The sequence below is a fragment of the Rubellimicrobium thermophilum DSM 16684 genome, assembly GCF_000442315.1.
Lineage (GTDB): Bacteria > Pseudomonadota > Alphaproteobacteria > Rhodobacterales > Rhodobacteraceae > Rubellimicrobium > Rubellimicrobium thermophilum.
Genome location: NZ_KE557320.1, coordinates 583,606 through 606,942, shown reverse-complemented (window position 1 = coordinate 606,942; position 23,337 = coordinate 583,606). Strand labels below are relative to the sequence as shown.

Below are 23,337 nucleotides of genomic sequence, written 5' to 3'. Positions count from 1 at the left end.
GCCCTAGACGAAGGCGTCGGGCATCGACTCCTTGCGCCGTGCCACGAAGGCCTCGAGCGATTCGCGGATGCCTTCGTCCAGCGCCGGCGGCTGGTAGGCATTGAGGAGCCGCTTCACCCTCTCGGCGGCAAGGGTCACGGTATCGCGCCCGCCTTCTTCCTCCCATGTCTCGAAGGGCTTGTAGTCGAGAAGCTCGGTCCGCCAGAAGGCCGTCTTGAAGTTGGCCTGCGTATGAGCACAGCCGAGGTAATGGCCGCCGGGGCCGACCTCGCGGATGGCGTCCAGGCCCTGCCCGTTCTCGCTCAGGTCCACGCCGGCCGCGAAATGGTGAAGGATCCCGAGCTGGTCGGCATCCATGACGAACTTCTCGTAGGAGGAGACAAGCCCCCCCTCCAGCCAGCCGCAGGCATGGAGCATGAAGTTGACGCCCGCCAGCAGGCCCATGTTCAGCGAATTGGCCGATTCGTAGGCCGCCTGTGCATCGGGCAGCTTGGAGCCGCAGAAGGCCCCGGCGCTCCGGTAGGGCAGGCCGAGGCGCCGGACGAGCTGACCCGCCCCGTAGGTGATGTGCGAGGCCTCCGGCGTGCCGAAGGTGGGCGCGCCCGAATTCATGTCGATGGATGTCACGAAGGCGCCGGCGATCACCGGCGCGCCGGGCCGGACGAGCTGGCTGTAGGCGACGCCGGCCAGGATCTCCGCCAGGACCTGCGTCAGCGTCCCTGCGACGGTCACGGGGGCCATCGCCCCGCCGACGATGAAGGGAGAGATGATGGTCGCCTGATTGTTGGAGGCATAGACCTCGAGCGCACCCATCATGATGCCGTCGAACACCAGCGGCGAGTTGATGTTGATGAGCGACGTCATCACCGTGTTCTGCTGGACGAAGTCCGCCCCGAAGAGGAGCGAGGCCATGTCCACGCTGTCCTGCGCGCGCTCGGGCGCGGTGACCGACCCCATGAAGGGCTTGTCCGACAGCGTCATATGCGCCAGCAGCATGTCGAGATGGCGCTTGTTCACGGGCACGTCGGTCGGTTCGCAGACGGTGCCGCCCGAATGGTGCAGCCATTTCGACATGTAGCCGAGCTTCACCAGATTGCGGAAATCCGCGAGCGTGGCGTAGCGGCGCCCGCCTTCGAGATCGCGCACGAAGGGCGGGCCGTAGACCGGCGCCAGCACCAGGTTCCGCCCCCCGATCTCCACGTTGCGGGCGGGGTTGCGGGCATGCTGGGTGAAGCGGGACGGCGCGGTCGAGCAGAGCTGACGCGCCAGGCCGCGGGGAATGCGGACATGGTCGCCCTTCACGTCGGCACCGGCCGCCTTCCAGCGTTCGAGGGCGGCGGGATTCTCCACAAACTTGACGCCGATCTCCTCGAGCACGGTTTCGGCATTGTGCTCGATGATCTCGAGGGCTTCCTCGTTCAGCACCTCGAAATTCGGGATGCGCCGCTCGATGAACCGGGCGGTCTCGATGCTCAGCGCACTGCGTTCGGCCCGGCGCGCGGCCCCGCCGCCCCCCCGCGCCCGGCGCCCCGTTCCCGCTTCGGCGACATCCGACATGCTGAGTCCTCCAGTCATTCGATGGCCTCCTACCGGAGGCGGCAGCGCGACAAGGGCGAGGATACGCCACCCGCGGGCGGAAAACGACATCGCGGGGACAGGGGCAGCGCTTGCACGCCCCCGGTCCGGCGCCTATGCCCGGCCCATGACCCAGGATGCGACGACGCCCCCCGCCCAGCACGACCGCTGCCTGATCGTGGATTTCGGCAGCCAGGTGACGCAGCTCATCGCGCGCCGCCTGCGCGAGCTGAACGCCTATTGCGAGATCCACCCCTGTCATGCGGTCACCCCCCGACTTCCTGAAGGCCTTCGCGCCAAGGCGGTGATCCTCTCGGGCGGGCCGGTCCTCGGTCTATGCGCCGGGTACGCCCCTCCCCCCGCCGCGAGATCTTCGCACTGGGCGTGCCGGTGCTCGGCATCTGCTACGGCCAGCAGGCGATGATGCAGGAGCTGGGGGGGCAGGTGGAGCGGGGCGACGGTCGCGCGGAATTCGGGCGGGCCTTCGTGCAATCCACGGGCGAGCCTCTGGATCTTCTCGAAGGCTGGTTCCGCAACGGCCCCGAACAGGTCTGGATGAGCCATGGCGATCATGTGAGTCGCCTCGCCCCCGGCTTCCGCGTCTTCGGGACATCGGCCGGCGCGCCCTTCGCCATCGTCGCCGACCCGGATCGGCACTTCTATGCCGTGCAGTTCCATCCGGAGGTGCATCACACCCCCAATGGCGGGATCCTCTACCGCAACTTCCTGCGCATCGCCGGCTTTCGCGGAGACTGGACGATGGGCGCCTTCCGCGAGGAGGCCATCGCCCGCATCCGCGATCAGGTGGGCGAGACGGGACGGGTCATCTGCGGCCTGTCGGGGGGGGGTGGATTCCTCGGTCGCCGCCGTCCTCATCCACGAGGCCATCGGCGACCGCCTGACCTGTGTCTTCGTGGATCATGGCCTGCTGCGCAAGGGCGAGGCGGAACAGGTCGTGACCATGTTCCGCGACCATTACAACATCCCCCTTGTCCATGCCGACGAATCGGAACGCTTTCTCGCGGCACTCGAGGGGGTCGAGGACCCGGAGACCAAGCGCAAGATCATCGGACGGCTCTTCGTCGAGGTCTTCCAGGAGCATGCACAGGCCGCCGGCGGGGCGGAGTTCCTGGCCCAGGGCACGCTCTATCCGGATGTGATCGAATCGGTTTCCGTCACCGGCGGGCCATCGGTGACGATCAAGAGCCACCACAATGTCGGCGGCCTGCCCGAGCGCATGGGGCTGAAGCTCGTGGAGCCGCTGCGCGAGCTGTTCAAGGACGAGGTGCGCGCCCTCGGGCGCGAGCTGGGCCTGCCCGAAAGCTTCGTTGGCCGCCATCCCTTCCCCGGACCCGGGCTCGCCATCCGCTGCCCCGGGGCCGTGACGCGGGAAAAGCTCGCGATCCTGCGCGAGGCGGATGCCGTCTTCATCGACCAGATCCGCCGGCACGGCCTTTATGACAGGATCTGGCAGGCCTTTGCGGCGATCCTGCCCATGCGGACGGTCGGCGTGATGGGCGACGGACGCACCTATGACTGGGCCGTGGGCCTGCGGGCGGTGACATCGGTGGATGGCATGACGGCCGACTGGTTCCCCTTCGAGCCGGGCTTCCTTGCCGAGACCGCCACCCGTATCATCAACGAGGTGAGGGGAGTAAACCGCGTGTTCTATGACGTGACATCCAAGCCCCCCGGCACGATCGAGCTCGAATGATGCGGGCCGGTCGCCTCCTCTCGGTCGGCCGCTTCGCGGTCCTCGACACGCCCGAGCCGGAACCGGAACCGGGTGAGGTTCTTGTCCGGGTCGCCCATGCCGGCATCTGCGGAACCGACCGGCACCTGCTGAAGGGAGAGTTCCCCTGCCGCCCGCCTGTCACGCTGGGGCATGAATTCTCGGGCGAGGTGGTCGCTCTGGGCGAGGGCGTGTCGAGCCATGCCATCGGCGACCGCGTGGCCTGCGACCCCAACATCGCCTGCGGGGGCTGCGCAGCCTGCCTCATGGGCCGCGTCAATCTCTGCGAGCGGCTGGTTGCGGTCGGCGTGGGGCGGGACGGCGGCTTCGGCGAGCTCTGCGCCTTTCCCGCCCATCGGGCCCTGCATCTGCCCGCAGGCCTGTCCCTGCGCGATGCCGCCCTGGCCGAACCCCTGGCCTGCTGCCTGCATGCGATCGACATCGCCGCCATCCAGCCGGGCGAACGGGTTCTGGTTCTGGGCGGGGGCGTGATCGGTCTGCTCTGCGTCCAGCTCGCCCGCCTTGCAGGCGGCGAGGTGATGCTGGCCACACGCTCGCCTCATCGGCGGCGCATCGCAGAGGATCTGGGTGCAGAGACCGTCGCCGATGCCGCCGAAGCCCGTGCGGCCTGGCCGAAGGGGGCGGACTGCGTCCTCGAATGCGCCGGGGTGGCCGAAACGGCGCGCGAGGCCCCGCGCCTTGCCGCGCGGGGCGGACGGGCGGTGATCCTGGGCGTCATGCCGGCGGGCGAGACGGTGAGCTGGGAACCCTTCGACTGGCTCTTCCGCGAAGTTTCGCTGCGGACCGCCTTCCTCAACCCCTTCACCCAGGGGCGCGCGCTGGCGCTTCTTGCCTCGGGCGCGGTGCGGGCGGGGCCACTGGTCACGCGCGAGATCGGACTCGACGAGCTCCCCGCGGTTCTGTCCGAAGTGCCGGGCCCCTCCGAGGTCAAGGTTCTGGTGACGGCGTGAGGCTCCGCGGCACGACGGCAGCGGCCCTCTGGATGACCGGTGCCATCGCGAGTTTCTCTCTCCTCGCCGTCGGGGTGCGCGAGGTCTCCGCCACCTTCGATGCCTTCGAGATCATGCTGTTCCGCAGTGCGATCGGCCTGGCGGCGGTCACGCTCTTTCTCGCCGCGACGGGGCGGATGGCAGCCGCTCGACCGCGACGGATGGGCCTGCACGGATTGCGCAACCTGCTCCATTTCTGCGGACAGGTCACATGGCTTCATGCGCTGACGCTGCTGCCGCTCGCACAGGTCTTCGCCCTCGAATTCACTTCGCCCCTCTGGGTCATCCTGCTTGCGCCTCTGCTGGCCGGGGAAGCACTGACACGGCGAAAGCTTCTTGGCGGGCTGATCGGCTTTGCTGGGGTTCTGCTCGTGGTGCGACCCGGCGTTTCGGGCCTGCACGGCCCCGGTCTGGCGGCGGGGCTGGCCTGTGCCCTGTTCTTCGCGCTGACCTCCCTGATCACGCGGCGCCTCACGCGGACCGAGCCGGTCGTCGCGGTCCTGTTCTGGCTCAACCTGATGCAGCTCGGTTTCTCGGCCGTCACGGTGGGATGGGATGGGACCTGGCCGACCATGCCCGAAGCGGCGCAGATCCCCTGGCTGCTGGTGATCGGGGCAACGGGGCTTTCGGCGCATCTGTGCCTCACCTCGGCGCTGGGGGCGGCGCCCGCCTCGGTCGTGATGCCGATGGACTTCCTGCGCCTGCCCGTCATCGCCATCGTCGCCTGGATCCTCTATGCCGAGCCGCTCGATGCGGCGGTATTCCTGGGGGCGGCGCTGATCCTGGGGGGAAATACCCTGACGCTGCAGGGCGGTCGCCGGGGCCTGACCCACCGTGACGCAGCGTCGAAGTTGACGCCCTCCTGACAGGGCCGTGATGTTTCTTCTCAAAACAACCCTTGCGGGATGGGGAGGAAATCATGCTTCGCATATGGCTGGGCGCACCGACATGGCTGGCGTTGTCCGCATCGTCGGTTCTGGCAGGGGCCCTCGATCGATCCGCGCAGCCTGTGTCAGCTCTCTTCGAGCCGGGCAACTATGTAGAGCTGAGCTTTGGCTACACCATGCCTACGGTCGAGGGCACGCACAGCACCCCCTTCGGCACAAGCCGGTCGGGCAATGCGGCCGAAGCCTTCGGGCAGGGCGTGGTGTCGGGCAAGTTCGACGTCAACGAACAGCTTTCCTTTGCCGTCATCTACGACCAGCCCTTCGGCGCAGATGCGGACTATGGCGACGCGGACCCGACCTACCCCATCGCCGGGTCGCGCGCGTCCTTCGAGTCGAGCGGGATCACGGCTCTGGGACGCTACCGCCTCAACGACAACTTCAGCATCCATGCCGGGGCGCGGATGGTGCAGGTCGACGCCGACCTGTTCGTCCGCTCGATCGCCGCGATCACCGCCACAGGTCCGGTCTTCGCCACCTACGAGGCCAGTTTCGATCCCGACCGGGACATCGGCTTTGTCGTGGGCGCCGCCTACGAGAAGCCCGAGATCGCGCTGCGCGTGGCGCTCACCTATTCCTCGGAACTGAGCTTCGAGAACGATTACCGCTACACGGTGTCGTCCCCCCTCGGCACCATGTCAGGCACGGGGACGACACGCTACACGATGCCCCGGTCGATCAATCTCGACTTCCGCACCGGCATTGCGGCGAACACGCTGCTGTTCGGCTCGATCCGCTGGGCGGAATGGTCCGAGACGGTGATCGAGCTCGACAACTATCTGACGGGCCGCCTATCTGACGGGCCGCCCCGTCGTGGATTATGAAGGCGACTACACGACCTACACGATCGGCCTCGGCCGCCGCTTCACCGATCAGTTCGCCGCCTCCGCCTCGATCATCTACGAGCCGGGGATCGCCAGCGACTACGACCCCGTGACGGGCCAAGGCGGGGTCTCCAACCTGTCGCCGGTGGACGGGCAGCTCGGACTCCAGGTGACGGGAACCTACTACGTGAGCGACGCCCTCGAGGTGACGGGGGCGGTGCGCTACACGCGGCTGGGCGACTCCTCGACCGAACAGGTGGGCGCCGTGTTCGAAGGCAACGACGCCCTCACGGTGGGCATGCGAATCGGTTACCGCTTCTGACCCCCGTCGTCTGACCCCGTCATGTCAAGAAGAACGGGGCGGAGCCACAAGGCTCCGCCCATGCGCAGGGGCTAGCCGGACTTCAGATCTCTACCAGATCCCCGTCCTCGTCCCGGCCTGCGGTATCGCTCATGGAAAAGTCGAGTCCATGGGCGGCGCGGATCTTGTCCTCGATGGCGAGGGCGATATCCGGATGGTCGCGCAGGAACTGCTTGGCATTCTCCCGCCCCTGCCCGATCCTTTCATCGCCATAGGAGAACCAGGATCCGGACTTCTCGATCACGCCGGCCTTCACGCCGAGATCGATGAGTTCCCCGGTCTTGGAGATCCCCTCGCCATACATGATGTCGAACTCCACCTCCTTGAAGGGCGGGGCGACCTTGTTCTTGACAACCTTCACGCGGGTGGTGTTGCCGACAACCTCGTCGCGGTCCTTGACTGCGCCGATACGGCGGATGTCGAGACGGACCGAGGCATAGAACTTGAGCGCATTGCCGCCCGTCGTCGTCTCGGGCGAGCCGAACATCACGCCGATCTTCATGCGGATCTGGTTGATGAAGATCACCATGCAGTTCGAACGCGCGATGGACCCCGTGAGCTTTCGCATCGCCTGGGACATCAGGCGGGCATGGACGCCGACCGAGCTGTCGCCCATGTCGCCCTCGAGCTCGGCTTTCGGGGTCAAGGCGGCGACCGAATCCACGACGACAAGGGAGACCGCCCCCGAACGCACCAGCGTATCGACGATCTCGAGCGCCTGTTCGCCCGTATCCGGCTGGGAGATCAGCAGCTCGTCGAGATTGACGCCCAGCTTGCGCGCATATTGCGGGTCGAGCGCATGTTCGGCATCCACGAAGGCACAGACCCCGCCCTTCTTCTGTTCCTCCGCGACGACATGGAGGGTCAGCGTGGTCTTGCCCGAGGATTCGGGACCGTAGATCTCGATGATGCGGCCCTTGGGCAACCCGCCGATGCCGAGCGCGATGTCAAGACCGAGCGAGCCGGTGGATGTCGCCTCGATCTCCGGGATGGCCTGGCCCTGGCCGAGGCGCATGATGGAGCCCTTGCCGAACTGCCGCTCGATCTGCTGGAGGGCGCTTTCGAGGGCCTTCTGCCTGTCGGCCGTCTTCTTGTCGGTCATGTTGAGAATGTTCGCCACTGCCATGTCTGGCCCCTTGTTGCACGGCCGCCCCCATGACGGCAATCAGGCGTTTCGTTCCTGATCTGTTCCAGACCCCGATATGGGACCGAAACGCGAACAAATCAAGACGAATCGACCTTGAAGCATCCTGCCAGAGCATGGTTAACACGGGGTTAACGCTGCCCCTTCGGCAGGAGGGAGCAATCTGTCGCAGGAGAAGACCGCGTGCTCGTGTTCTGGAAGGAGCGGCTGGTGCTGCTCGCCGTGCCCAAGACGGGCACAACCGCGCTCGAAGGCGCACTGGCGCCGCGTGCCGCGCTCGTGCTGCGCGACCCGCCGCAGATCAAGCATTCGCCCCTCTATCGCTATCGCCGCTTCATCGAGCCGCTGCTGGCCGCCGGCGGAGCCTCGGATTTCGAGACCGTTGCCGTGCTGCGCGAACCGGTGAGCTGGCTGGGAAGCTGGTTCCGCTATCGCACAAGGGACGACATCGCCGGCCGGCCCAACAGCACGCGAGGCATGACCTTCGATGCCTTCGTGGAGGAATACTGCAAGGACCGGCCTGCCCCCTTCGCGCAGGTCGGACAGCAGGCCCGCTATGTCCTCAACGAGGACGGCACGCAGGGCGTCACCCATCTGTTCCGCTATGAAGAGCCCGAACGGCTGCATGCCTTCCTGTCCGAAAGGCTGGGGCTGCGGCTTGATCTGCCGCGTCTCAATGAATCGCCCGCGATGGAGATTGCCCTATCCCCGGCAACCGAGGCGCGGCTGCGCGCGGCCCGTCCGCAGGAATTCGCCGTCTGGGCCATGGCGGGCAGACAGGGGACGGCCTAACGCGCCAGGACGATATCGGCCCGAAGGCCGCCCATCCCGCTTTCGCCCAGCCGCAGCGCGCCCCCATGAACGCGCGCGATATCCGCCACGATGGCCAGTCCGAGCCCCACACCCGCGCGATCCTGGTTGCGGGCATCGTCGAGACGGACGAAGGGGCGGATCGCCTCCTCGCGCCGTTCGGGGGGAATGCCGGGGCCGTCATCCTCCACCGTGATCCGGACAGCCTTCTCCCCGAAGGAGAGCGTCACTCGCACATGCCTGCCATAGGTGCAGGCATTGGCCAGGAGATTCTCGAGCGCGCGGCGGATGGCCAACGGGCGCAGATCCAGGAGCGGCCCTTCCGGATCATCCGGTGCAGGATGTTCCACATCATGTCCCTGACGGCGGAAGGTCTCGACCACCTCGGCGACGAGAGGTCCCAGCGCGGTGGGCTCGACCCGGTCCTCTGCCTCGCTTCGGGCGAAGTCCAGAAAGCCATCCACCATCCGGCTCATGGCGTCCACATCGCGGAGCAGGTCGGGGATATCCTCGTGCTCGATCATCGACAGACCGAGCTTCAGCCGCGTCAGCGGTGTGCGCAGATCATGGCTGATGCCGGCGAGCATGGCCGTGCGGCTCTGGGTCTGGCGTTCGATCCGCGCGCGCATGTCCAGGAAGGCGGCGCCGGCCGCGCGCACTTCTGTCGCCCCGGAGGGACGAAGGGCAGGATCCGTCCCCGGCCATAGGCCGTCGCGGCCTCGGCCAGACGTTTGATCGGGCGCATCTGGTTGCGCAGGAAGATCCAGGCGATCGCCGCCAGCAGAAGCCCGGTTCCGATCGTCAGCACCAGAAGCTGATGCGGCGCCGCGGCCGAAACGCGGCGGCGCGGGAAGTCCACCTGCAGGGTGCCGTGGGGCGTCTCGAGCCAGACGGACACGCCCGGCGGCGGACTGCTTGCCACGGCCATCAGGGCCGGCAGGCCGGCACGCAGCGTGGCGGCCATGGCCTGCCCCTGCAGATCCCAGGGATCCACGGCCTGGCGCGGGGGGTCGGCCGCCGGCAGCGTCACCGCCAGACCGAGCGGTTCGGCCACCGAACGGACGCTCTCCTGTGCGGCCGCGACATCGGGGGCCCGCGCGGCGAGATCGGAGAGAAAGGCCAGCTCCAGGACCAGCGTGGCGGTCATCTGGCGTGTGACATCCTCGTAATACCGCTGGACGAAGCCGATGGAGACGATGATCTGGAGCAGCACCAGCGGAAGCAGCAGGATCAGCGCCGCCCGGACGAGCAGCGAACGGGGCATGCGGTCATGAAGCCAGCGGCGGATCATTCCCGAAGGCTAGACCGGGAGAGGACCGGACAAAAGCATCCGGCCACGGCATCCGCCCGGCGAACCATGCGTCACCTTCGGCCGCACCCTCTGGACGCTGCTCCGAAGGGTTGCTATAGGCCGTCCCGCGTTCCGGCGTAGCTCAGCGGTAGAGCAGTTGACTGTTAATCAATTGGTCGCAGGTTCGATCCCTGCCGCCGGAGCCAACCCCCCTCGCAAGGTCGATTTTCCACCATCACGCATCGGCGGGCAGGATGGCGCCCTTGTGCCCGATGATGCGCAGCGCCAGTGCATGGGCCGCCTGCGCCGCCTGCGGCACGGATGCGCCCTGCAGCCGGGCAGCCAGATAGCCCGCATTGAACCCGTCGCCTGCAGCCGTGGTATCCACGACGCGCGGTGCAGGCGGATAGCGGTCGCGGGGCAGCGCCTGTCCGTCCCACAGATGGGGTCCCGCCGGACCGTCCTTGAGTGCGATCTCCCGCACTCCGGCTGCGGCCAGCCGCGCGAACAGCGCCTCGACCGATTCTCCGGGATGCAGGCGTGCCTCGTCATCGCGCGAGGGAAGCGCGACGGTCGTCGCCCGCCACATGCGGTCGAAGACGTCACGGGCAGTCACCTCGTCCGGCCACAGGCGGGGGCGATAATTGGTATCGAAGGCCACGATGCACCCCGCCGCCTTTGCCGCAGCACAGGCCGCGATCAAGGCCTCGCGATGGACAGGCGGCAGGATGGCAAGCGTGATCCCGCTCAGCAGCAGCACATCATGACCGACCAGTGAATCGAGACCGATTCCCCCCGGTCCGAACATGTCCCGTGCCGCCGATTCGTTCCGCCAGTAGGCAAAGCTGCGCTCGCCCCGTTCGTCCACCGAGATGGCATAGAGACCGGGAAGCCGGCCGGGCAGGCGTGCGACACCGTCCGTGACAAGGCCTTCGCGTGTCATCACGGCGAGGATATGGTCGGAGAAGCGATCATCGCCCAGCGCGGTCAGATAACGGATCTCGGCCCGGCTCCCGAGCGCCCGGCCGAGATAGATGGCGGTATTGAGCGTGTCCCCCGCCACGCCGACATCGAGCCGTCCGGCGCCCGGATCGAAGCCGGACAGTTCGATCATCGTTTCGCCGATGCAGGCGATGCGCAGGGGGCTGTCGGACATCGGCTCCTCTCCTTCCGTCAGGCCCGACGGGCTTAGCGCGCCATGGCCGGGCACGAAAGGGCGCCTCTTGCCTTCATCCGATGCGGAATGCTCAATCTTCCGCAAGGGGGGAAGATCGCCATGAGACTTGTCCGTGTCCTTGCCGTGATCGCTGCGCTCGTCGTCGCGCCCGCGCTCCGGGCCGGACCATCCCCGGAGGAGGTGCTCTCGCTCAACACCCGTCTGGTGCTGGAGCTCGTCCGACACACGCCGACCTATTCGCCCCCCGTGGCCAGCCGGGCCTTTGCCTATCTCTATGTCGCCGCATGGGAGACGATGGCCGCAGGCGATCCGACGCTGCGGTCGCTGGCAGGGCAGCTCCGGGACCTCGGGCCGCTGCCGGCCGAGGCGCCGCCGGATCGCGCCGCCGCGCTTCAGGCGGCGATGGCCACCGCGATGGCCGAACTGTTCGCCAATACCGGCCCGACCGGGCAGCGGGCGATGACGGCCATGGCCGAGCGCCTTACCCGGGAAACGGCCGAAGGGCTGGACCCCGCCGCAGCCGCCCGGAGCCGCGCCATCGGCGAGAGGATCGCGCAGCACATCCTCGAATGGGCGCGCAACGATGGCGGGCACGACATCGAGAACATGGGCTTTCCCCATGACTGGCGCCCCCCCGACGAAGCCGGGCGACTGGGTCCCCACGAGCCATATCGTTCAGCAGCAGGCTCCGCTCCTCCCTGCATGGGGACGCAACCGGCCCTTCGCGGTGCCGGCGGCCGACGCCTGCGACCTGCCGCCCCCGCCCGCCTACAGCGAGGAACCCGGATCGGCCTTCCGCGCCCAAGCCGAAGAGGTGCTGACCGTGTCGCGGACCCTCACCGAGGAACAGCGCCTCATCGCCCGCTTCTGGTCCGACGACCCGATGCTTTCCCCCACGCCGCCCGGTCACTGGATCCGGATCGCCGAACAGGTCCTCGAGGCCGCGGGCGCCGATGCGGTGCGCCGCGCCGAGGTGCTGGCCGTCCTGTCGGTGGCCATGGCTGATGCCTTCATCGCCTGCTGGGACGGCAAGTATCGGTACAACCTCCTGCGCCCGGTGACCTATATCCGCGCGCATCTCGACCCGGACTGGGAACCGCTCCTCATCACCCCGCCCTTCCCGGAATACCCTTCGGGCCATTCCACCCTGTCGGGTGCCGCCGCCGAGGTGCTGACCGCTTTCTTCGGCGAGAATTACCCCTTCAGCGACCGCACCCACGAGGACGACGGCCTGCCCCCTCGCCGCTTCCCCTCCTTCCGGGCTGCCGCCGAGGAAGCCGCGATGTCGCGCCTCTATGGCGGTATCCATTTCCGGGCCGCGAACGAGAACGGCCTCGCCCAGGGACGCTGCGTCGGCGCCCATGCCGCCCGGCTGAGGACGCGCGCATGAGAGCCCTGCCCCTTGTCCTGCTTTCCGCCCTGCCGGCACAGGCACAGGCACAGGAGCCCGTCCTGCCCCGTTTTCTCGACGAAAGCGCAGACGCGGGCATCCACAGCGTCTATGAGGGCGACTGGGACTACATGGTCGGGGGCGGCGTCGCCGCCTTCGACTGTTCGGGGGACGGCTTTCCCGATCTCGCCTTCGCAGGGGGCGCCGGACCGGCAAGCCTGTGGCGCAACCTGTCGGAAAGCGGCGGAGCGCTGCACTTCGAGAAGGTCGTCTCCGGCATCGAGATGGAGGCGGTCACGGGCCTCTATCCGCTCGATGTGGACAGCGACGGGATGCAGGACCTCATGCTCCTGCGTCAGGGCGAAGCCGTCCTGATGCGCGGCCTGCCCGACTGCCGCTTCGAGCGAGCCAACGAGAGCTGGAAGTTCGACGGAGGCCATGCCTGGCACACCGCCTTTTCGGCGACATGGGAGGCGGGCGAAAGCTGGCCGACGCTGGCTCTCGGCACCTATATCGACCCGAGCGAGACCTTCTTTCCCTGGGGATCCTGTACCGACAACCGCCTCTACCGCCCTGACGGGCACGCCTTCGCCCCACCCCGGGCCCTGAAGCCGGGGCATTGTGCCTTGTCGATCCTCTTCACCGACTGGGCCCGGCAAGGCTGGCAGGATCTGCGCATCTCCAACGACCGCGAATACTACAAGGGCGGGCAGGAACAGCTCTGGCGCATGGCGCCGGGCGAGACGCCGCGCCTCTATACCGAGGAGGAAGGCTGGCGCCATCTGCGCATCTGGGGCATGGGCATTGCCGGACGCGACATCACGGGTGACGGACTGCCCGAATACGCCCTGACCTCGATGGCCGATAACAAGCTCCAGACGCTTGTAGAGCCTCCGGTGCCGGGGCAGGCCCCGCGGCCCGATTACACCGACATCGCCTTTGCGCGCGGCGCCATCGCCCAGCGGCCCTATACGGGCGGAGATATCCGCCCCTCGACGGCCTGGCATGCGGAATGGGCCGATGTGAACAACGATGGACGCCCCGATCTCTTCATAGCCAAGGGCAATGTCGCGGAAATGCCGGATTTTGCCCTGCAGGACCCGAACAACCTGCTGCTGCTGTGCGAGGATGGCACCTTCCTCGAAGCCGGGCTGGAAGCCGGAATCGCAACCTTCGGCATCTCGCGCGGGGGGACGCTGGCGGATCTCAATCTCGACGGGCTGCCGGATCTGGTGGTCACGAACCGCTGGGAGAATGTCGAGATCTATCGCAACGCGACGGACGGTGCCGGGCACTGGCTCCAGATCCGGCTCGAGCAGCCCGGACCCAACCGTGACGGCGTGGGCGCCTGGATCGAGATCCGCACCGCAGCCGGCACGCAGGCCTTCGAGGTGACGGTCGGCGGCGGCCATGCCGGCGGACGCATGGGATGGTGGCATTTCGGCCTGGGAGAGGCCGAGGAGGCGGAGCTGCGCGTGCTGTGGCCGCATGGCGAAGCCAGCCCCTGGGAAAGCCTGCCTGCCGACAGCTTCCACATCCTGCGGCCTGGCGCCCCCGCAGAGCGCTGGACCCCGCCGCGCTGAGGACCCTGTCCCCCGGCCTTTCCCGGAACCTGAAGAACAGGCGCCAAGGGTCTGGCTGCCCTGGGAAACCGGCAACAGGGACCCTGGGGGCCACAGGCGCCCTCGATCAACCGATCCGGTAGTTCGGGCTTTCGCGCGTGATGGTCACGTCGTGAACATGGCTTTCGCGCAGGCCGGCCGAGGTGATCCGCACGAAGCGGCAGTTGCGGCGCATCTCCTCGATGGTGGCGCAGCCGGTATAGCCCATCGCCGCCCGCAGACCGCCCACGAGCTGATGCAGGACGGCATGGACCGACCCCTTGTAGGGCACCTGCCCCTCGATCCCTTCGGGGACAAGCTTGTCCGAGGCGGCCTCCTTCTGGAAGTAGCGATCCGCCGATCCCCGCGCCATCCGCCCCCAGCGAACCCATGCCGCGATAGGCCTTGTAGCTGCGCCCCTGATAGAAGATCACTTCGCCGGGGCTTTCGTCCGTTCCGGCGATCATGCTGCCGACCATCGCGCAGGACGCCCCCGCCGCGATCGCCTTGGCGAAATCGCCCGAAAACTTGATCCCCCCATCGGCGATCACCGGCACATCCCCTGCCACCGCAGCCGCGTCCATGATCGCCGTGAGCTGCGGCACGCCGACCCCCGCCACCATCCGCGTGGTGCAGATCGAGCCCGGACCGATGCCGACCTTCACCGCATCTGCCCCCGCATCGATCAGGGCACGCGTCCCCTCGGCAGTGGCGACATTGCCCGCAATCACCTGAACTTCGTTCGACAAGGCCTTGAGACGGCTGACAGCCTTTCCAACCCCTTCGGAATGGCCATGGGCCGTGTCGATGACCACGATATCCACCCCTGCATCGATCAGGGCCTGACTGCGTTCGTAGCCCGCATCCCCCACCGTGGAGGCAGCCGCCACCCGCAGGCGTCCCATCGCATCCTTGCAGGCCTGGGGATTGAGGACCGCCTGCTCGCTGTCCTTGAGCGTCAGCAGGCCCGTGAGCTTGCCCTGGCCATCCACGATCAGGAGCTTCTCGATCCGCCGCGCCTTCATCAGCGAACGGGCTTCCTCCAGATCCGCCGGCTCGCGCAGCATGGCGAGGTTCTCGGATGTCATCATCACGCTGACGGGGGTGCGGTCGTCGTGGGCAAAGCGCATGTCGCGATTCGTGACGATCCCCACCACCCGGCCCCGCTCGTCCACGACCGGAAAACCCGTCACCCCGTGTCGCGCCTGAAGCGCCTTGGCATCCGCCAGTGTCTGATCGGGGCGCAGCGTGATCGGCGCATCCACGATGCCCGAGACGAACCGCTTGACCGCCCGCACCTCGGCCGCCTGGGCCTCGATGTCCAGATTGCGGTGGATCACCCCGATCCCGCCTGCCTGCGCCATGGCAATGGCCATGCGCGCCTCCGTCACGGTATCCATCGCCGAGGACAGCAGCGGGATGTTCAGCCCGATGCTGCGCGTCACGCGTGTCCGGGTATCGGCCGTCGAAGGCAGGACCGAGGATGCCGCCGGCACAAGAAGCACATCGTCGAAGGTGAGCGCCTCGCGAATCTCCATCATCCGCCCTCCTGCCATGGAATGGCGCGTCATGACATGGGCCGCGCCCTGACGCAAACCCGCACGCAGACGGCGCTTGCGTGCCTTGCAGGCCCGCGCCGCGGGAGTAGAACGGCCCCGCTGCCCCCAGAGGAGCCGTCCCGTGAGCCTGCCCGAGCCCCTGCCCGACGCCGATCCCTCCGAGCAGGAGGCGCTGGTCGTCTTCACCCCCTCCGGCAAGCGTGGCCATGTCCCCAGGGGCACGCGCGTGCTTCAGGCGGCGCGGATGCTGGGGGTCGATCTCGATTCGGTCTGTGGCGGACGGGGCATCTGCTCCAAGTGCCAGATCGCCCCCCAGTTCGGCGAGTTTCCCAAGCACGGCCTGACCGCAACCCCCGACGCCCTCTCGCCGCGCAATGCCGTCGAGGACCGCTATGATCGCATCCGCGGCCTGGAGGAGGGGCGGCGCCTGGGCTGTCAGGCCACCATCGAGGGCGACATCGTCATCGATGTGCCGCCGGAAAGCCAGGTCCACCGGCAGGTCGTCCGCAAGGATGCCGATGCCCGCGCCATCGTCATGGACCCGGCGACGCATCTCCATTTCGTCGAGGTCGCCGAACCCGACATGCACGAGCCGCGCGGCGATTGCGAAAGACTGGCCGAGGCACTGCGCGAACAATGGGGCATCGCCGGGACCGTCGTCCCCCTGTCCGTCCTCGCCCGCCTCCAGACCGCCCTGCGCAAGGGGAACTGGTCGGTCACGGTGGCGCTCTGGCGCGGAGACGACGGGCCGGCGCGGGTGATCGATGTCTGGCCCGGCTTCCACGAGGGGCGCATCTACGGCCTGGCCGTCGATGTCGGCTCCACGACCATCGCCGCGCATCTGACCGATCTGCGCAACGGCACCGTCAGGGCCAGCGCCGGAGTCATGAATCCCCAGATCCGCTTCGGCGAGGATCTGATGTCGCGCGTGTCCTATGCCATGATGAACCCCGGCGGCGACCGCGAGATGACCCGCGCCGTGCGCGAGGCCATCGACGGCCTGGCCGACACCCTGGCCCAGCAAGCCGGCGTGACCGCCCGCGACATCGTGGAGGCGGTGTTCGTCTGCAACCCCGTGATGCATCACCTTCTGCTGGGTATCGATCCGGTCGAGCTCGGGCAGGCCCCTTTCGCCCTGGCGATGTCGGGGGCGCTCGATCTGGAGGCGCGGGATCTCGGGCTGCGGCAGATCAACGAGGCCGCGCGCATCTATGTCCTGCCCTGCATCGCGGGCCATGTCGGCGCCGATGCCGCCGCTGTAGCCCTGTCCGAACGGCCGGACCTGTCGGACGACCTGGTCCTCATCGTCGATGTCGGCACGAATGCCGAAATCCTCCTGGGCAACCGGGAGCGGGTCCTCGCCTGTTCCTCGCCCACCGGGCCAGCCTTCGAGGGGGCCCAGATCAGCGCCGGCCAGCGCGCCGCCCCCGGCGCCATCGAACGCGTCGCCATCGACCCCGTCACCAAGGAGCCGCGATTCAAGGTCATCGGCTGCGACCTCTGGTCCGACGAGCCCGGCTTTGCCGAAGCCATCGCCGGAACCGGCGTCACGGGGATCTGCGGATCCGGCATCATCGAGGCCGTGGCCGAGATGCGCATGGCGGGCATCGTCGATGCCGCAGGCCTCATCGGTTCGGCCGAACAGGTGGGCAGTCCGCGCTGCGAGGCACAGGGCCGCACCCATGCCTATCTGCTGTGGGACGGAACCGCGACAGGCGGTCCGCGCATCAGTGTCACCCAGGGCGATATCCGCGCGATCCAGCTGGCCAAGTCGGCGCTCTATGCCGGGGCGCGGCTGCTCATGGACGCGATGGGCACGGACCGCGTGGACCGTGTCGTGCTGGCCGGGGCCTTCGGGGCCCATATCAGCCCGAAGCATGCCATGGTCCTGGGCATGATCCCGGATGTTCCGCTCGAGGCCGTGCGCAGCGCGGGCAATGCCGCCGGAACGGGCGCGCGAATCGCCCTCTGCTCGGTTGCGGCACGGCGGGAGGTCGAACGCCTGGTCCGCCGCATCCACAAGGTCGAAACCGCGATCGAACCGCGCTTCCAGGAGCATTTCGTCGCCGCCAACGCGATCCCGCATGCCAGCGACCCCTTCCCCAATCTGGCCCGGATCGTGACCCTGCCCGAGCCATCCTTCAACACAGGCGGCGGCGGAGAGGGCCGGCGGCGGCGTCGGGGCTGATCGCGGCCGACGCCTGAACGCAACCCGGATCGCAGGCGCCGCAGAACCGGGCGGCAGCTTGACGCGCGCCCCGCCAGCCGCTACCTGAAGCGCGCGAGGCGGGCGTAGCTCAATGGTAGAGCAGAAGCTTCCCAAGCTTACGACGAGGGTTCGATTCCCTTCGCCCGCTCCAGTCTTTTCCTTCCGCCTCTTCCCCTTCCGCATCGGTCCCTCTAGGGAGGCCGCGCCTTCACGAAGGGACCCATCATGACCCAGAGCCAGAGCATCACCCGCATCGAACCCGGCCCGCGCATGAGCCAGGCCGTCTTGCATGGCGGCATCGTCTACCTGGCCGGACAGGTCGGCGCGCCGGGCGCCCCGGTCGAGGAGCAGACCCGCGCCGTTCTGGCCGAGATCGACCGCCTTCTGGCGCTGGCTGGAACCAGCAAGGCGCGGCTGCTGACTGCACAGATCTGGCTGGCCGACATCGCCGATTTCGCGGCCATGAACGCCGTCTGGGACCAGTGGGTGGACCCTGCCAATCCCCCCGCCCGCTGGACCGGAGAGGCCAGGCTGGCCGCGCCGGACTACCGGGTGGAGATCATCGTCACCGCCGCTCTCTGAAAGGTGCAGCGACGGGCGGCCCGCACCCCCCCTCTGGCCGGAGCGGAGGAGAGCCTTCGGCATTGCGGTCCATGGCATGGCTGCGGGGTTCTCCATGAGAGAATCGGGCGGCCCTGGCAGGCCGCGATTCGGGCAGGGGAAGAGAGGGGGGCAGAGGCCGGAACCCGGCCGTCCGGGCGCCGGCACACGGGGCGGAACGGATGGGTCGTGATTCGGTCGTGATTCGTCGGCCTCTCCTGTGCGGGTGATCATGCGGTCAGCCTGCACCGGGAAAGGTTGACGATCCGTTAAGGCCGCGAACGGTGCAGCGGACGGCTGCGCAACAGCCCCCGATCCGCCCCTATCCTGGAAAGTCGGCCTCAGCCCCGGACGTCGAACAGCGCAAGGATCTCGGCCAGGGATGCGGCACGGATCGGCGGCGCCTCCATCAGCAGCTCGTGCCGGGCGCCGGGCAGTTCGATCAGACGGGCCCCCGGCCAGTCGGCGAAACGGTGCCGGATGCGGTCGGGATCCACGATCATCTCCTCGCTGCCGAGCAGGCCGAGCGCGGGAACGGCCGGCGGCGGCAGCGCCATCAGGCGCCGCCCTTCGCGCAGGGCCTCGTTCAGCCAGTGCAGTGTCGGGCCGCCGAGGGCGAGGTCCGGCACCTCGGTCACCTGGCGGCGGAGCCAGTCCCATGTGGCGCGATCGCTCGTGAGAGCATTGCCCTCGTAGTCGGCCATCAGGACATAGGTCAGCCGCGCCTGTCCGGGGGTGAGCAGATGGCCCAGCCCCGCGCCGCGGCCCAGCGAGGTGATCGCCCAGGCCAGCGACCGGGTGGCGCCGGTCATGCGGATGCCGAACATCGGGGCCGTGAAGGCGGCCGCACGGACAGGCAGACCCTCGCACAGGGCGCGGAATCCGATGGCCCCGCCCATCGAATGCGCAAGCAGGAACCACGGGCGCGGCAGGCCGAGGGCCTCTGCATGGGCGATCAGAGCCGCCACATCCCGCTGATAATCCGTGAAGCGCCCCACATGACCGAGCATCCGGCCCGGCCGCAGCCGCGCCGAGAGCCCCTGCCCCCGCCAGTCGATCGTCAGGACGGCAAGGCCGGCCCGCCCCAGATCGCCGGCAAGGGGGCCGTATTTCTCGGCATATTCGGTGCGGCCGGTGAAGATCAGCACCGTTCCGCGGGGATCCGGCGGCACCCAGTGCACGGCGCGCAGGCGAACGCCGTCATCGGCGGCGATCCATGCCGCCCGTCCCCCCGGCGGACCTTCCGCGATCCTCTCGTGAAGCGGCGCCCCTTCCGGCTCCGGTCTGTGCAGAAGCGCGGGCAAGGTCGTCAGGACAGGACCGAGGCCAGCCGCATGGCCGCGCCCATGTCGCCATCGACCTGAAGCCGGCCGGTCATGAAGGCGGCGGTGGCCGAGGTCTCGCCCGAGAGGATGTCGCGGAAGACCTCGGGCGCGGCGGTGAGCGTGACATCGGCCTCGCCCTCGCCCGCGCGTGCACCAGCGGCATCGAGCAGGATGCTGCCCTCTCCTGTCAGCACGAAACGCGCCGTCCCGTCGAAACCGCGCCCCCCGAGCCGCTGGTTCAGTTCCGTCACCGCCTGATCGATCACTGCGCTCATGGCTGCCGTCCTTCCGTTCATCGTGATGCCGGGCCCCCTGTGCGGCGGCACGCCGGCCCGCTACTGTGAGGATATGCGGCTGTCCGTCCCCTTCGTCCAACATGCCGTCACGTCGGCGGCGCTCTGGCTGTCCCTAGCCCTGCCGGCGCCCGCGCAGGACCGCGAGGCCGAGCTTCTGGCGCAGCTCCGCGCGGCGGAGACCCCCCATGCCGCCGCCCTGGTGGAGCGTGAGATCGAGGCGCTGTGGTCGCAATCGGGATCGGCCGCGATCGATCTGCTTCTGCGGCGCGGGCAGGACGCCCTGGCGCGCGGGGACTGGCAGGCCGCCATCGAGCATCTGACCGCCGCCATCGACCATGATCCGACCTTTGCCGAGGCCCATGCCGCCCGCGCCGCCGCCTATTACCAGATCGGCCTGGCCGGCCCGGCCATCGACGATCTGCGCGCGGCGCTGACGCTCAACCCGAATCACTGGGAGGCGATGAAGGGGCTGGCCGTTCTGCTCGAGGAGATCGGCATGCGGGCGGAGGCCCTTGAAGTCTGGCGTCGGGTGACCGAGATCAACCCGCAGGATGCCGCGGCCGAGATGCAGGCGGCCCGCCTCGCGCTCGAGCTGGAAGGGCGCAGCCTCTGATCCTGGTGCGGGGGACGCCGCCCGATGACCATGATGCCCGACCGGCCCCGCGTGACCGCGGTCCTCGGCCCGACCAACACCGGCAAGACCCATTACGCCATCGAGCGGATGCTCGCGCATCGCACGGGGATCATCGGGCTGCCGCTGCGCCTTCTGGCCCGGGAGGTCTATGACCGCATCGTCCGGCTGCGGGGTCCGTCGGTCGTGGCGCTGGTGACGGGCGAGGAGCGGATCGTCCCGGAGCGGACGCAGTACTGGGTCTGCACCGTCGAGGCGATGCCCGAGGGAATGGGCGCGGATTTCCTGGCCGTGGACGAGATCCAGCTCTGTGCCGATCCCGAGCGGGGCCATGTCTTCACCGACAGGCTGCTGCATGCCCGCGGCCTGCAGGAGACGCTGTTCCTGGGCAGCGCCACGATGCGCAGCGCCATCGCCGCGCTGGTGCCAGGTGTCACCTTCCTGTCGCGCGAGCGCTTCTCTACCCTGAGCTATACGGGACCGAAGACGATCGCGCGCCTGCCCGAACGGTCGGCCATCGTCGGCTTCTCCATCGAGAGCGTCTATGCCATCGCCGAATACATCCGGCGCATGCGCGGCGGGGCGGCGGTGGTCATGGGGGCGCTGTCCCCCCGCACGCGCAATGCGCAGGTGGCCCTCTATCAGGCGGGCGAGGTCGATTACCTGGTCGCGACCGACGCGATCGGCATGGGACTCAATCTCGACATCGGGCATGTCGCCTTCTCGAGTCTGGTGAAGTTCGACGGCCAGCGGATGCGCGAGCTGCGGCCCGACGAGCTGGCCCAGATCGCAGGACGGGCGGGCCGGCATCTTGCGCAGGGAACCTTCGGCGTCACCGGCGAGGCGCCCGAGCTTTCCCCGGATGTCGTCGAGGCCATCGAGACCCACAGTTTCCGCCCCGTCACGCGTCTGCAATGGCGCAATTCGCGGCTGCGTTTCGGCAGCATCGACAGCCTGATCCGGTCGCTCGAGGAACAGAGCGACAATCCCTGGCTCGGCCGGGTGCGGGAAAGCGACGATCTGGCCGCGCTGCGCCTGCTGGCCCGCGATGCGGAGGTGGCGGCGCGCGCCTCGGACGGCCCCTCGGTGCGGCTGCTGTGGGATGTCTGCCGGATCCCGGATTTCCGCGGCATCTCGCGCACGGAACATGCCGCGCTTCTGGGCACGATATACACCCATCTCCATCAGCGCGGCAGCGTGCCCGAACCCCTGATCGCAGAGGCCGTGCGGCGAATCGACCGCACGGAGGGGGACATCGACACGCTGTCGCGGCGGCTCGCCCATATCCGCACCTGGACCTATGTGGCACAGCGCCGGGGCTGGGTCCCCGACGAGGCCCATTGGCGCGAGGAAACCCGCGCTGTAGAAGACCGGCTGTCGGATGCGCTCCACCGGGCGCTGACGGAACGGTTCGTGGACAAGCGGACGAGCACGCTCGCCCGCCGGCTGAGGCAGAAGGAGGTCCTGTTGGCCGAGGTGAGCGACAAGGGCGAAGTGACGGTCGAGGGGCATCCCGTCGGGCGGCTCGAGGGCTTCCGCTTTCGCGCCGAGCGCCCCGCCAATCCCGAGGAGGCGCGCACGCTGCGTCAGGCGGCAGTGCAGGCGCTGGCTCCCCAGTTCTCCCTGCGGGCAGACCGCTTCTACAACGCCCCCGACAGCGAGATCGACTTCACCGAACAGGGCGGCCTGATGTGGGGCGATCAGGCGGTGGGACGGCTGGCCCGCGGCGCCGATCCGCTGAAGCCGGAGATCGTCGCCTTCGTGGACGAGGAAGCGGGGCCGGAGATCGCCCAGAAGGTGCAGCGGCGGCTGCAGCATTTCATGGACCGGCGGATCGCCTCGGCCATGGAGCCGCTGATCGCCCTGCAGAAGGACGAGGCGATGCCCCCGCTTGCGCGCGGGTTCGCCTATCGTCTGGGCGAGCATTTCGGCATCATTCCGCGCAGCGAGGTGGCCGAGGAGGTGCGCGCGCTCGATGCCGAGGCGCGGGCCGCCCTGAGGCGCCATGCGGTGCGGCTCGGCCAGTTCACGGTCTTCCTGCCGGCGCTGCTCAAGCCGGCGCCAACGCGGCTGCGCCTTGTCCTGTGGTCGCTGTGGAAGGGGCTCGAGGAGTTTCCTCCCGCTCCGCCGCCCGGCCATGTCACCCTTCCCGCCCAGGGCAGCCATCCCGCCGGGTTCTGGGCCATGGCCGGTTTCCGCGCAGCCGGCGAACGGGCGATCCGCATCGACATGCTCGAACGCCTGGCCGACCTGCTTCGCGAGCGCGACAGCCGGGCCGGATTCGAGGCCGCGCCCGAGATGCTGTCGATCACGGGGTTGTCGCTCGAACAGTTCGCGAAGTTGATGGAGGGGCTGGGCTACCGCGCCCAGCGTGGCGAGCGGCCGAAGCTCCGCATGCCCAAAGCGGCCAGCGCCCGCGCCGCGGCGGCGCCCGAGGCGCAGACGCCCGATCCCGCCCCCGTGCCGGAGCCGCCTCCGGCCGAACCGGACCGGCCCGATCCCGCCCCCGTCGAGGATCCCCCGCGCGAACCCGACCTGCCGCCCGGCGAGCCGCAGGAGATGCCAGAGCCCGACCTGCCGCCCGAGCCGCTTCCGGAGCCGCAGCCCGAGCCGGCGGAGCTGCCGGGCGAGACCCCCGGCGAGGCCCCCCCTGCCCCACCGGCAGAGCTTCCCGGCGACACGCCAGCGGAGACCCCGCCCGAGGCGCCCTCCGAGATGCCGGGCGGGATGCCTGCGGAGATACCGGGTTCGGCACCGGACCTGCCGGGGACGATGCCCGAGACGCCTGTCATGACCGGCGAGACGGAGGTCTTCTACGTGTTTGCCTGGGCGGGGCGCGCGGCCCGCGCAGCGCGCGG

16 protein-coding genes, 2 tRNA genes and 3 pseudogenes are annotated in these 23,337 nt (G+C 68.7%); 14 read left to right on the top strand and 7 right to left on the bottom strand.

Features of this window, described 5'->3' with window-relative positions:
- Positions 1–3: 3 nt before the first annotated feature.
- Positions 4–1,557 (bottom strand): trimethylamine methyltransferase family protein, encoded by a 1,554-nt coding sequence (locus RUTHE_RS03905; protein WP_021096982.1) that lies wholly within the window; start codon positions 1,555–1,557, stop codon positions 4–6.
- 145 nt (positions 1,558–1,702) lie between these two features.
- Between RUTHE_RS03905 and guaA the strand changes: the two are divergent.
- The 5 genes and pseudogenes from guaA (at position 1,703) to RUTHE_RS15315 (ending at position 6,407) form a co-directional block, all read left to right on the top strand.
- Positions 1,703–3,289: pseudogene (guaA, locus tag RUTHE_RS03900) on the top strand (glutamine-hydrolyzing GMP synthase).
- Complete coding sequence (locus tag RUTHE_RS03895; RefSeq protein WP_021096980.1) at positions 3,289–4,278, top strand: zinc-dependent alcohol dehydrogenase family protein; 990 nt, start codon at positions 3,289–3,291, stop codon at positions 4,276–4,278. The pseudogene guaA and the gene RUTHE_RS03895 overlap by 1 nt, the downstream one beginning before the upstream one ends.
- A gap of 32 nt (positions 4,279–4,310) precedes the next feature.
- On the top strand, positions 4,311–5,183 hold the full coding sequence (locus RUTHE_RS03890; protein ID WP_051150402.1) for a DMT family transporter: 873 nt from the start codon (positions 4,311–4,313) through the stop codon (positions 5,181–5,183).
- A gap of 143 nt (positions 5,184–5,326) precedes the next feature.
- Positions 5,327–6,085 (top strand): outer membrane protein transport protein, encoded by a 759-nt coding sequence (locus RUTHE_RS15320; protein WP_051150373.1) that lies wholly within the window; start codon positions 5,327–5,329, stop codon positions 6,083–6,085.
- Entirely contained in the window at positions 6,075–6,407 is a 333-nt protein-coding gene (locus tag RUTHE_RS15315; RefSeq protein WP_021096977.1) for a hypothetical protein, read from the top strand. The genes RUTHE_RS15320 and RUTHE_RS15315 overlap by 11 nt, the downstream gene beginning before the upstream one ends.
- 82 nt (positions 6,408–6,489) lie before the next feature.
- Here RUTHE_RS15315 and recA read toward each other — a convergent pair whose 3' ends face one another.
- Positions 6,490–7,572 carry a recombinase RecA gene (gene recA, locus RUTHE_RS03880; protein ID WP_021096976.1) on the bottom strand — a complete coding sequence of 361 codons (1,083 nt, stop codon included), beginning with the start codon at positions 7,570–7,572 and terminating at the stop codon, positions 6,490–6,492.
- 201 nt (positions 7,573–7,773) lie between these two features.
- Between recA and RUTHE_RS03875 the strand changes: the two genes are divergently transcribed.
- The gene (locus RUTHE_RS03875; protein ID WP_021096975.1) at positions 7,774–8,382 is read left to right on the top strand and encodes a hypothetical protein; all 609 of its coding nucleotides are present in this window, start codon (positions 7,774–7,776) and stop codon (positions 8,380–8,382) included.
- Here the strand turns inward: RUTHE_RS03875 and RUTHE_RS03870 are convergent.
- Positions 8,379–9,691: pseudogene (locus RUTHE_RS03870) on the bottom strand (ATP-binding protein). The gene RUTHE_RS03875 and the pseudogene RUTHE_RS03870 overlap by 4 nt on opposite strands.
- Before the next feature lie 131 nt (positions 9,692–9,822).
- Between RUTHE_RS03870 and RUTHE_RS03865 the strand changes: the two are divergent.
- Positions 9,823–9,897: transfer RNA gene (locus tag RUTHE_RS03865), tRNA-Asn, on the top strand.
- 29 nt (positions 9,898–9,926) lie between these two features.
- Here RUTHE_RS03865 and RUTHE_RS03860 read toward each other — a convergent pair.
- Positions 9,927–10,847 carry a sugar kinase gene (locus tag RUTHE_RS03860; protein WP_021096972.1) on the bottom strand — a complete coding sequence of 307 codons (921 nt, stop codon included), beginning with the start codon at positions 10,845–10,847 and terminating at the stop codon, positions 9,927–9,929.
- Positions 10,848–11,487: 640 nt separating this feature from the next.
- Here RUTHE_RS03860 and RUTHE_RS16935 point away from each other — a divergent pair.
- Together RUTHE_RS16935 and RUTHE_RS03850 are read left to right on the top strand one after the other, a co-directional pair.
- Positions 11,488–12,258, top strand: coding sequence for a vanadium-dependent haloperoxidase (locus tag RUTHE_RS16935; protein WP_021096971.1), 771 nt, complete (start codon positions 11,488–11,490; stop codon positions 12,256–12,258).
- A complete protein-coding gene (locus RUTHE_RS03850; RefSeq protein ID WP_021096970.1) occupies positions 12,255–13,841 on the top strand; it encodes a CRTAC1 family protein in 1,587 nt (528 codons plus the stop codon). Before RUTHE_RS16935 ends, RUTHE_RS03850 begins: the two co-directional genes overlap by 4 nt.
- A gap of 106 nt (positions 13,842–13,947) precedes the next feature.
- Here the strand turns inward: RUTHE_RS03850 and guaB are convergent.
- Positions 13,948–15,397 (bottom strand): annotated as a pseudogene (gene guaB, locus RUTHE_RS03845) (IMP dehydrogenase).
- 142 nt (positions 15,398–15,539) lie between these two features.
- Between guaB and RUTHE_RS03840 the strand changes: the two are divergent.
- The 3 genes from RUTHE_RS03840 to RUTHE_RS03830 all read left to right on the top strand — a co-directional run bounded on the left by RUTHE_RS03840 (position 15,540) and on the right by RUTHE_RS03830 (position 18,209).
- On the top strand, positions 15,540–17,606 hold the full coding sequence (locus RUTHE_RS03840) for an ASKHA domain-containing protein (protein WP_021096968.1): 2,067 nt from the start codon (positions 15,540–15,542) through the stop codon (positions 17,604–17,606).
- A gap of 98 nt (positions 17,607–17,704) precedes the next feature.
- Positions 17,705–17,778 (top strand) — tRNA-Gly (locus RUTHE_RS03835).
- A gap of 74 nt (positions 17,779–17,852) precedes the next feature.
- Positions 17,853–18,209, top strand: coding sequence for a RidA family protein (locus tag RUTHE_RS03830; protein ID WP_021096967.1), 357 nt, complete (start codon positions 17,853–17,855; stop codon positions 18,207–18,209).
- Positions 18,210–18,568: 359 nt separating this feature from the next.
- Here the strand turns inward: RUTHE_RS03830 and RUTHE_RS03825 are convergent, their stop codons facing one another.
- Positions 18,569–19,531 (bottom strand): alpha/beta fold hydrolase, encoded by a 963-nt coding sequence (locus RUTHE_RS03825; protein ID WP_021096966.1) that lies wholly within the window; start codon positions 19,529–19,531, stop codon positions 18,569–18,571.
- A 5-nt stretch (positions 19,532–19,536) separates the two neighbouring features.
- Positions 19,537–19,827, bottom strand: a complete 291-nt coding sequence (locus RUTHE_RS03820; RefSeq protein WP_021096965.1) for an SCP2 sterol-binding domain-containing protein — start codon at positions 19,825–19,827, stop codon at positions 19,537–19,539.
- Between RUTHE_RS03820 and RUTHE_RS03815 the strand changes: the two genes are divergently transcribed.
- The gene (locus tag RUTHE_RS03815) at positions 19,826–20,461 is read left to right on the top strand and encodes a tetratricopeptide repeat protein (protein WP_245542187.1); all 636 of its coding nucleotides are present in this window, start codon (positions 19,826–19,828) and stop codon (positions 20,459–20,461) included. The two genes, RUTHE_RS03820 and RUTHE_RS03815, sit on opposite strands and share 2 nt — an antisense overlap.
- A gap of 33 nt (positions 20,462–20,494) precedes the next feature.
- Positions 20,495–23,337 (top strand): helicase-related protein (locus tag RUTHE_RS03810; RefSeq protein ID WP_084464993.1); only part of this gene is annotated, 2,843 nt, incomplete at its 3' end.

Coding starts and splice junctions, on each gene's coding strand:
- RUTHE_RS16935 (WP_021096971.1), top strand. CDS start 11,488: ATGACTGGCGCCCCCCCGACGAAGCCGGGCGACTGGGTCCCCACGAGC.
- RUTHE_RS03905 (WP_021096982.1), bottom strand. CDS start 1,557: ATGTCGGATGTCGCCGAAGCGGGAACGGGGCGCCGGGCGCGGGGGGGC.
- RUTHE_RS03820 (WP_021096965.1), bottom strand. CDS start 19,827: ATGAGCGCAGTGATCGATCAGGCGGTGACGGAACTGAACCAGCGGCTC.
- RUTHE_RS03815 (WP_245542187.1), top strand. CDS start 19,826: ATGGCTGCCGTCCTTCCGTTCATCGTGATGCCGGGCCCCCTGTGCGGC.
- recA (WP_021096976.1), bottom strand. CDS start 7,572: ATGGCAGTGGCGAACATTCTCAACATGACCGACAAGAAGACGGCCGAC.
- RUTHE_RS03830 (WP_021096967.1), top strand. CDS start 17,853: ATGACCCAGAGCCAGAGCATCACCCGCATCGAACCCGGCCCGCGCATG.
- RUTHE_RS03860 (WP_021096972.1), bottom strand. CDS start 10,847: ATGTCCGACAGCCCCCTGCGCATCGCCTGCATCGGCGAAACGATGATC.
- RUTHE_RS03850 (WP_021096970.1), top strand. CDS start 12,255: ATGAGAGCCCTGCCCCTTGTCCTGCTTTCCGCCCTGCCGGCACAGGCA.
- RUTHE_RS03890 (WP_051150402.1), top strand. CDS start 4,311: ATGACCGGTGCCATCGCGAGTTTCTCTCTCCTCGCCGTCGGGGTGCGC.
- RUTHE_RS03895 (WP_021096980.1), top strand. CDS start 3,289: ATGCGGGCCGGTCGCCTCCTCTCGGTCGGCCGCTTCGCGGTCCTCGAC.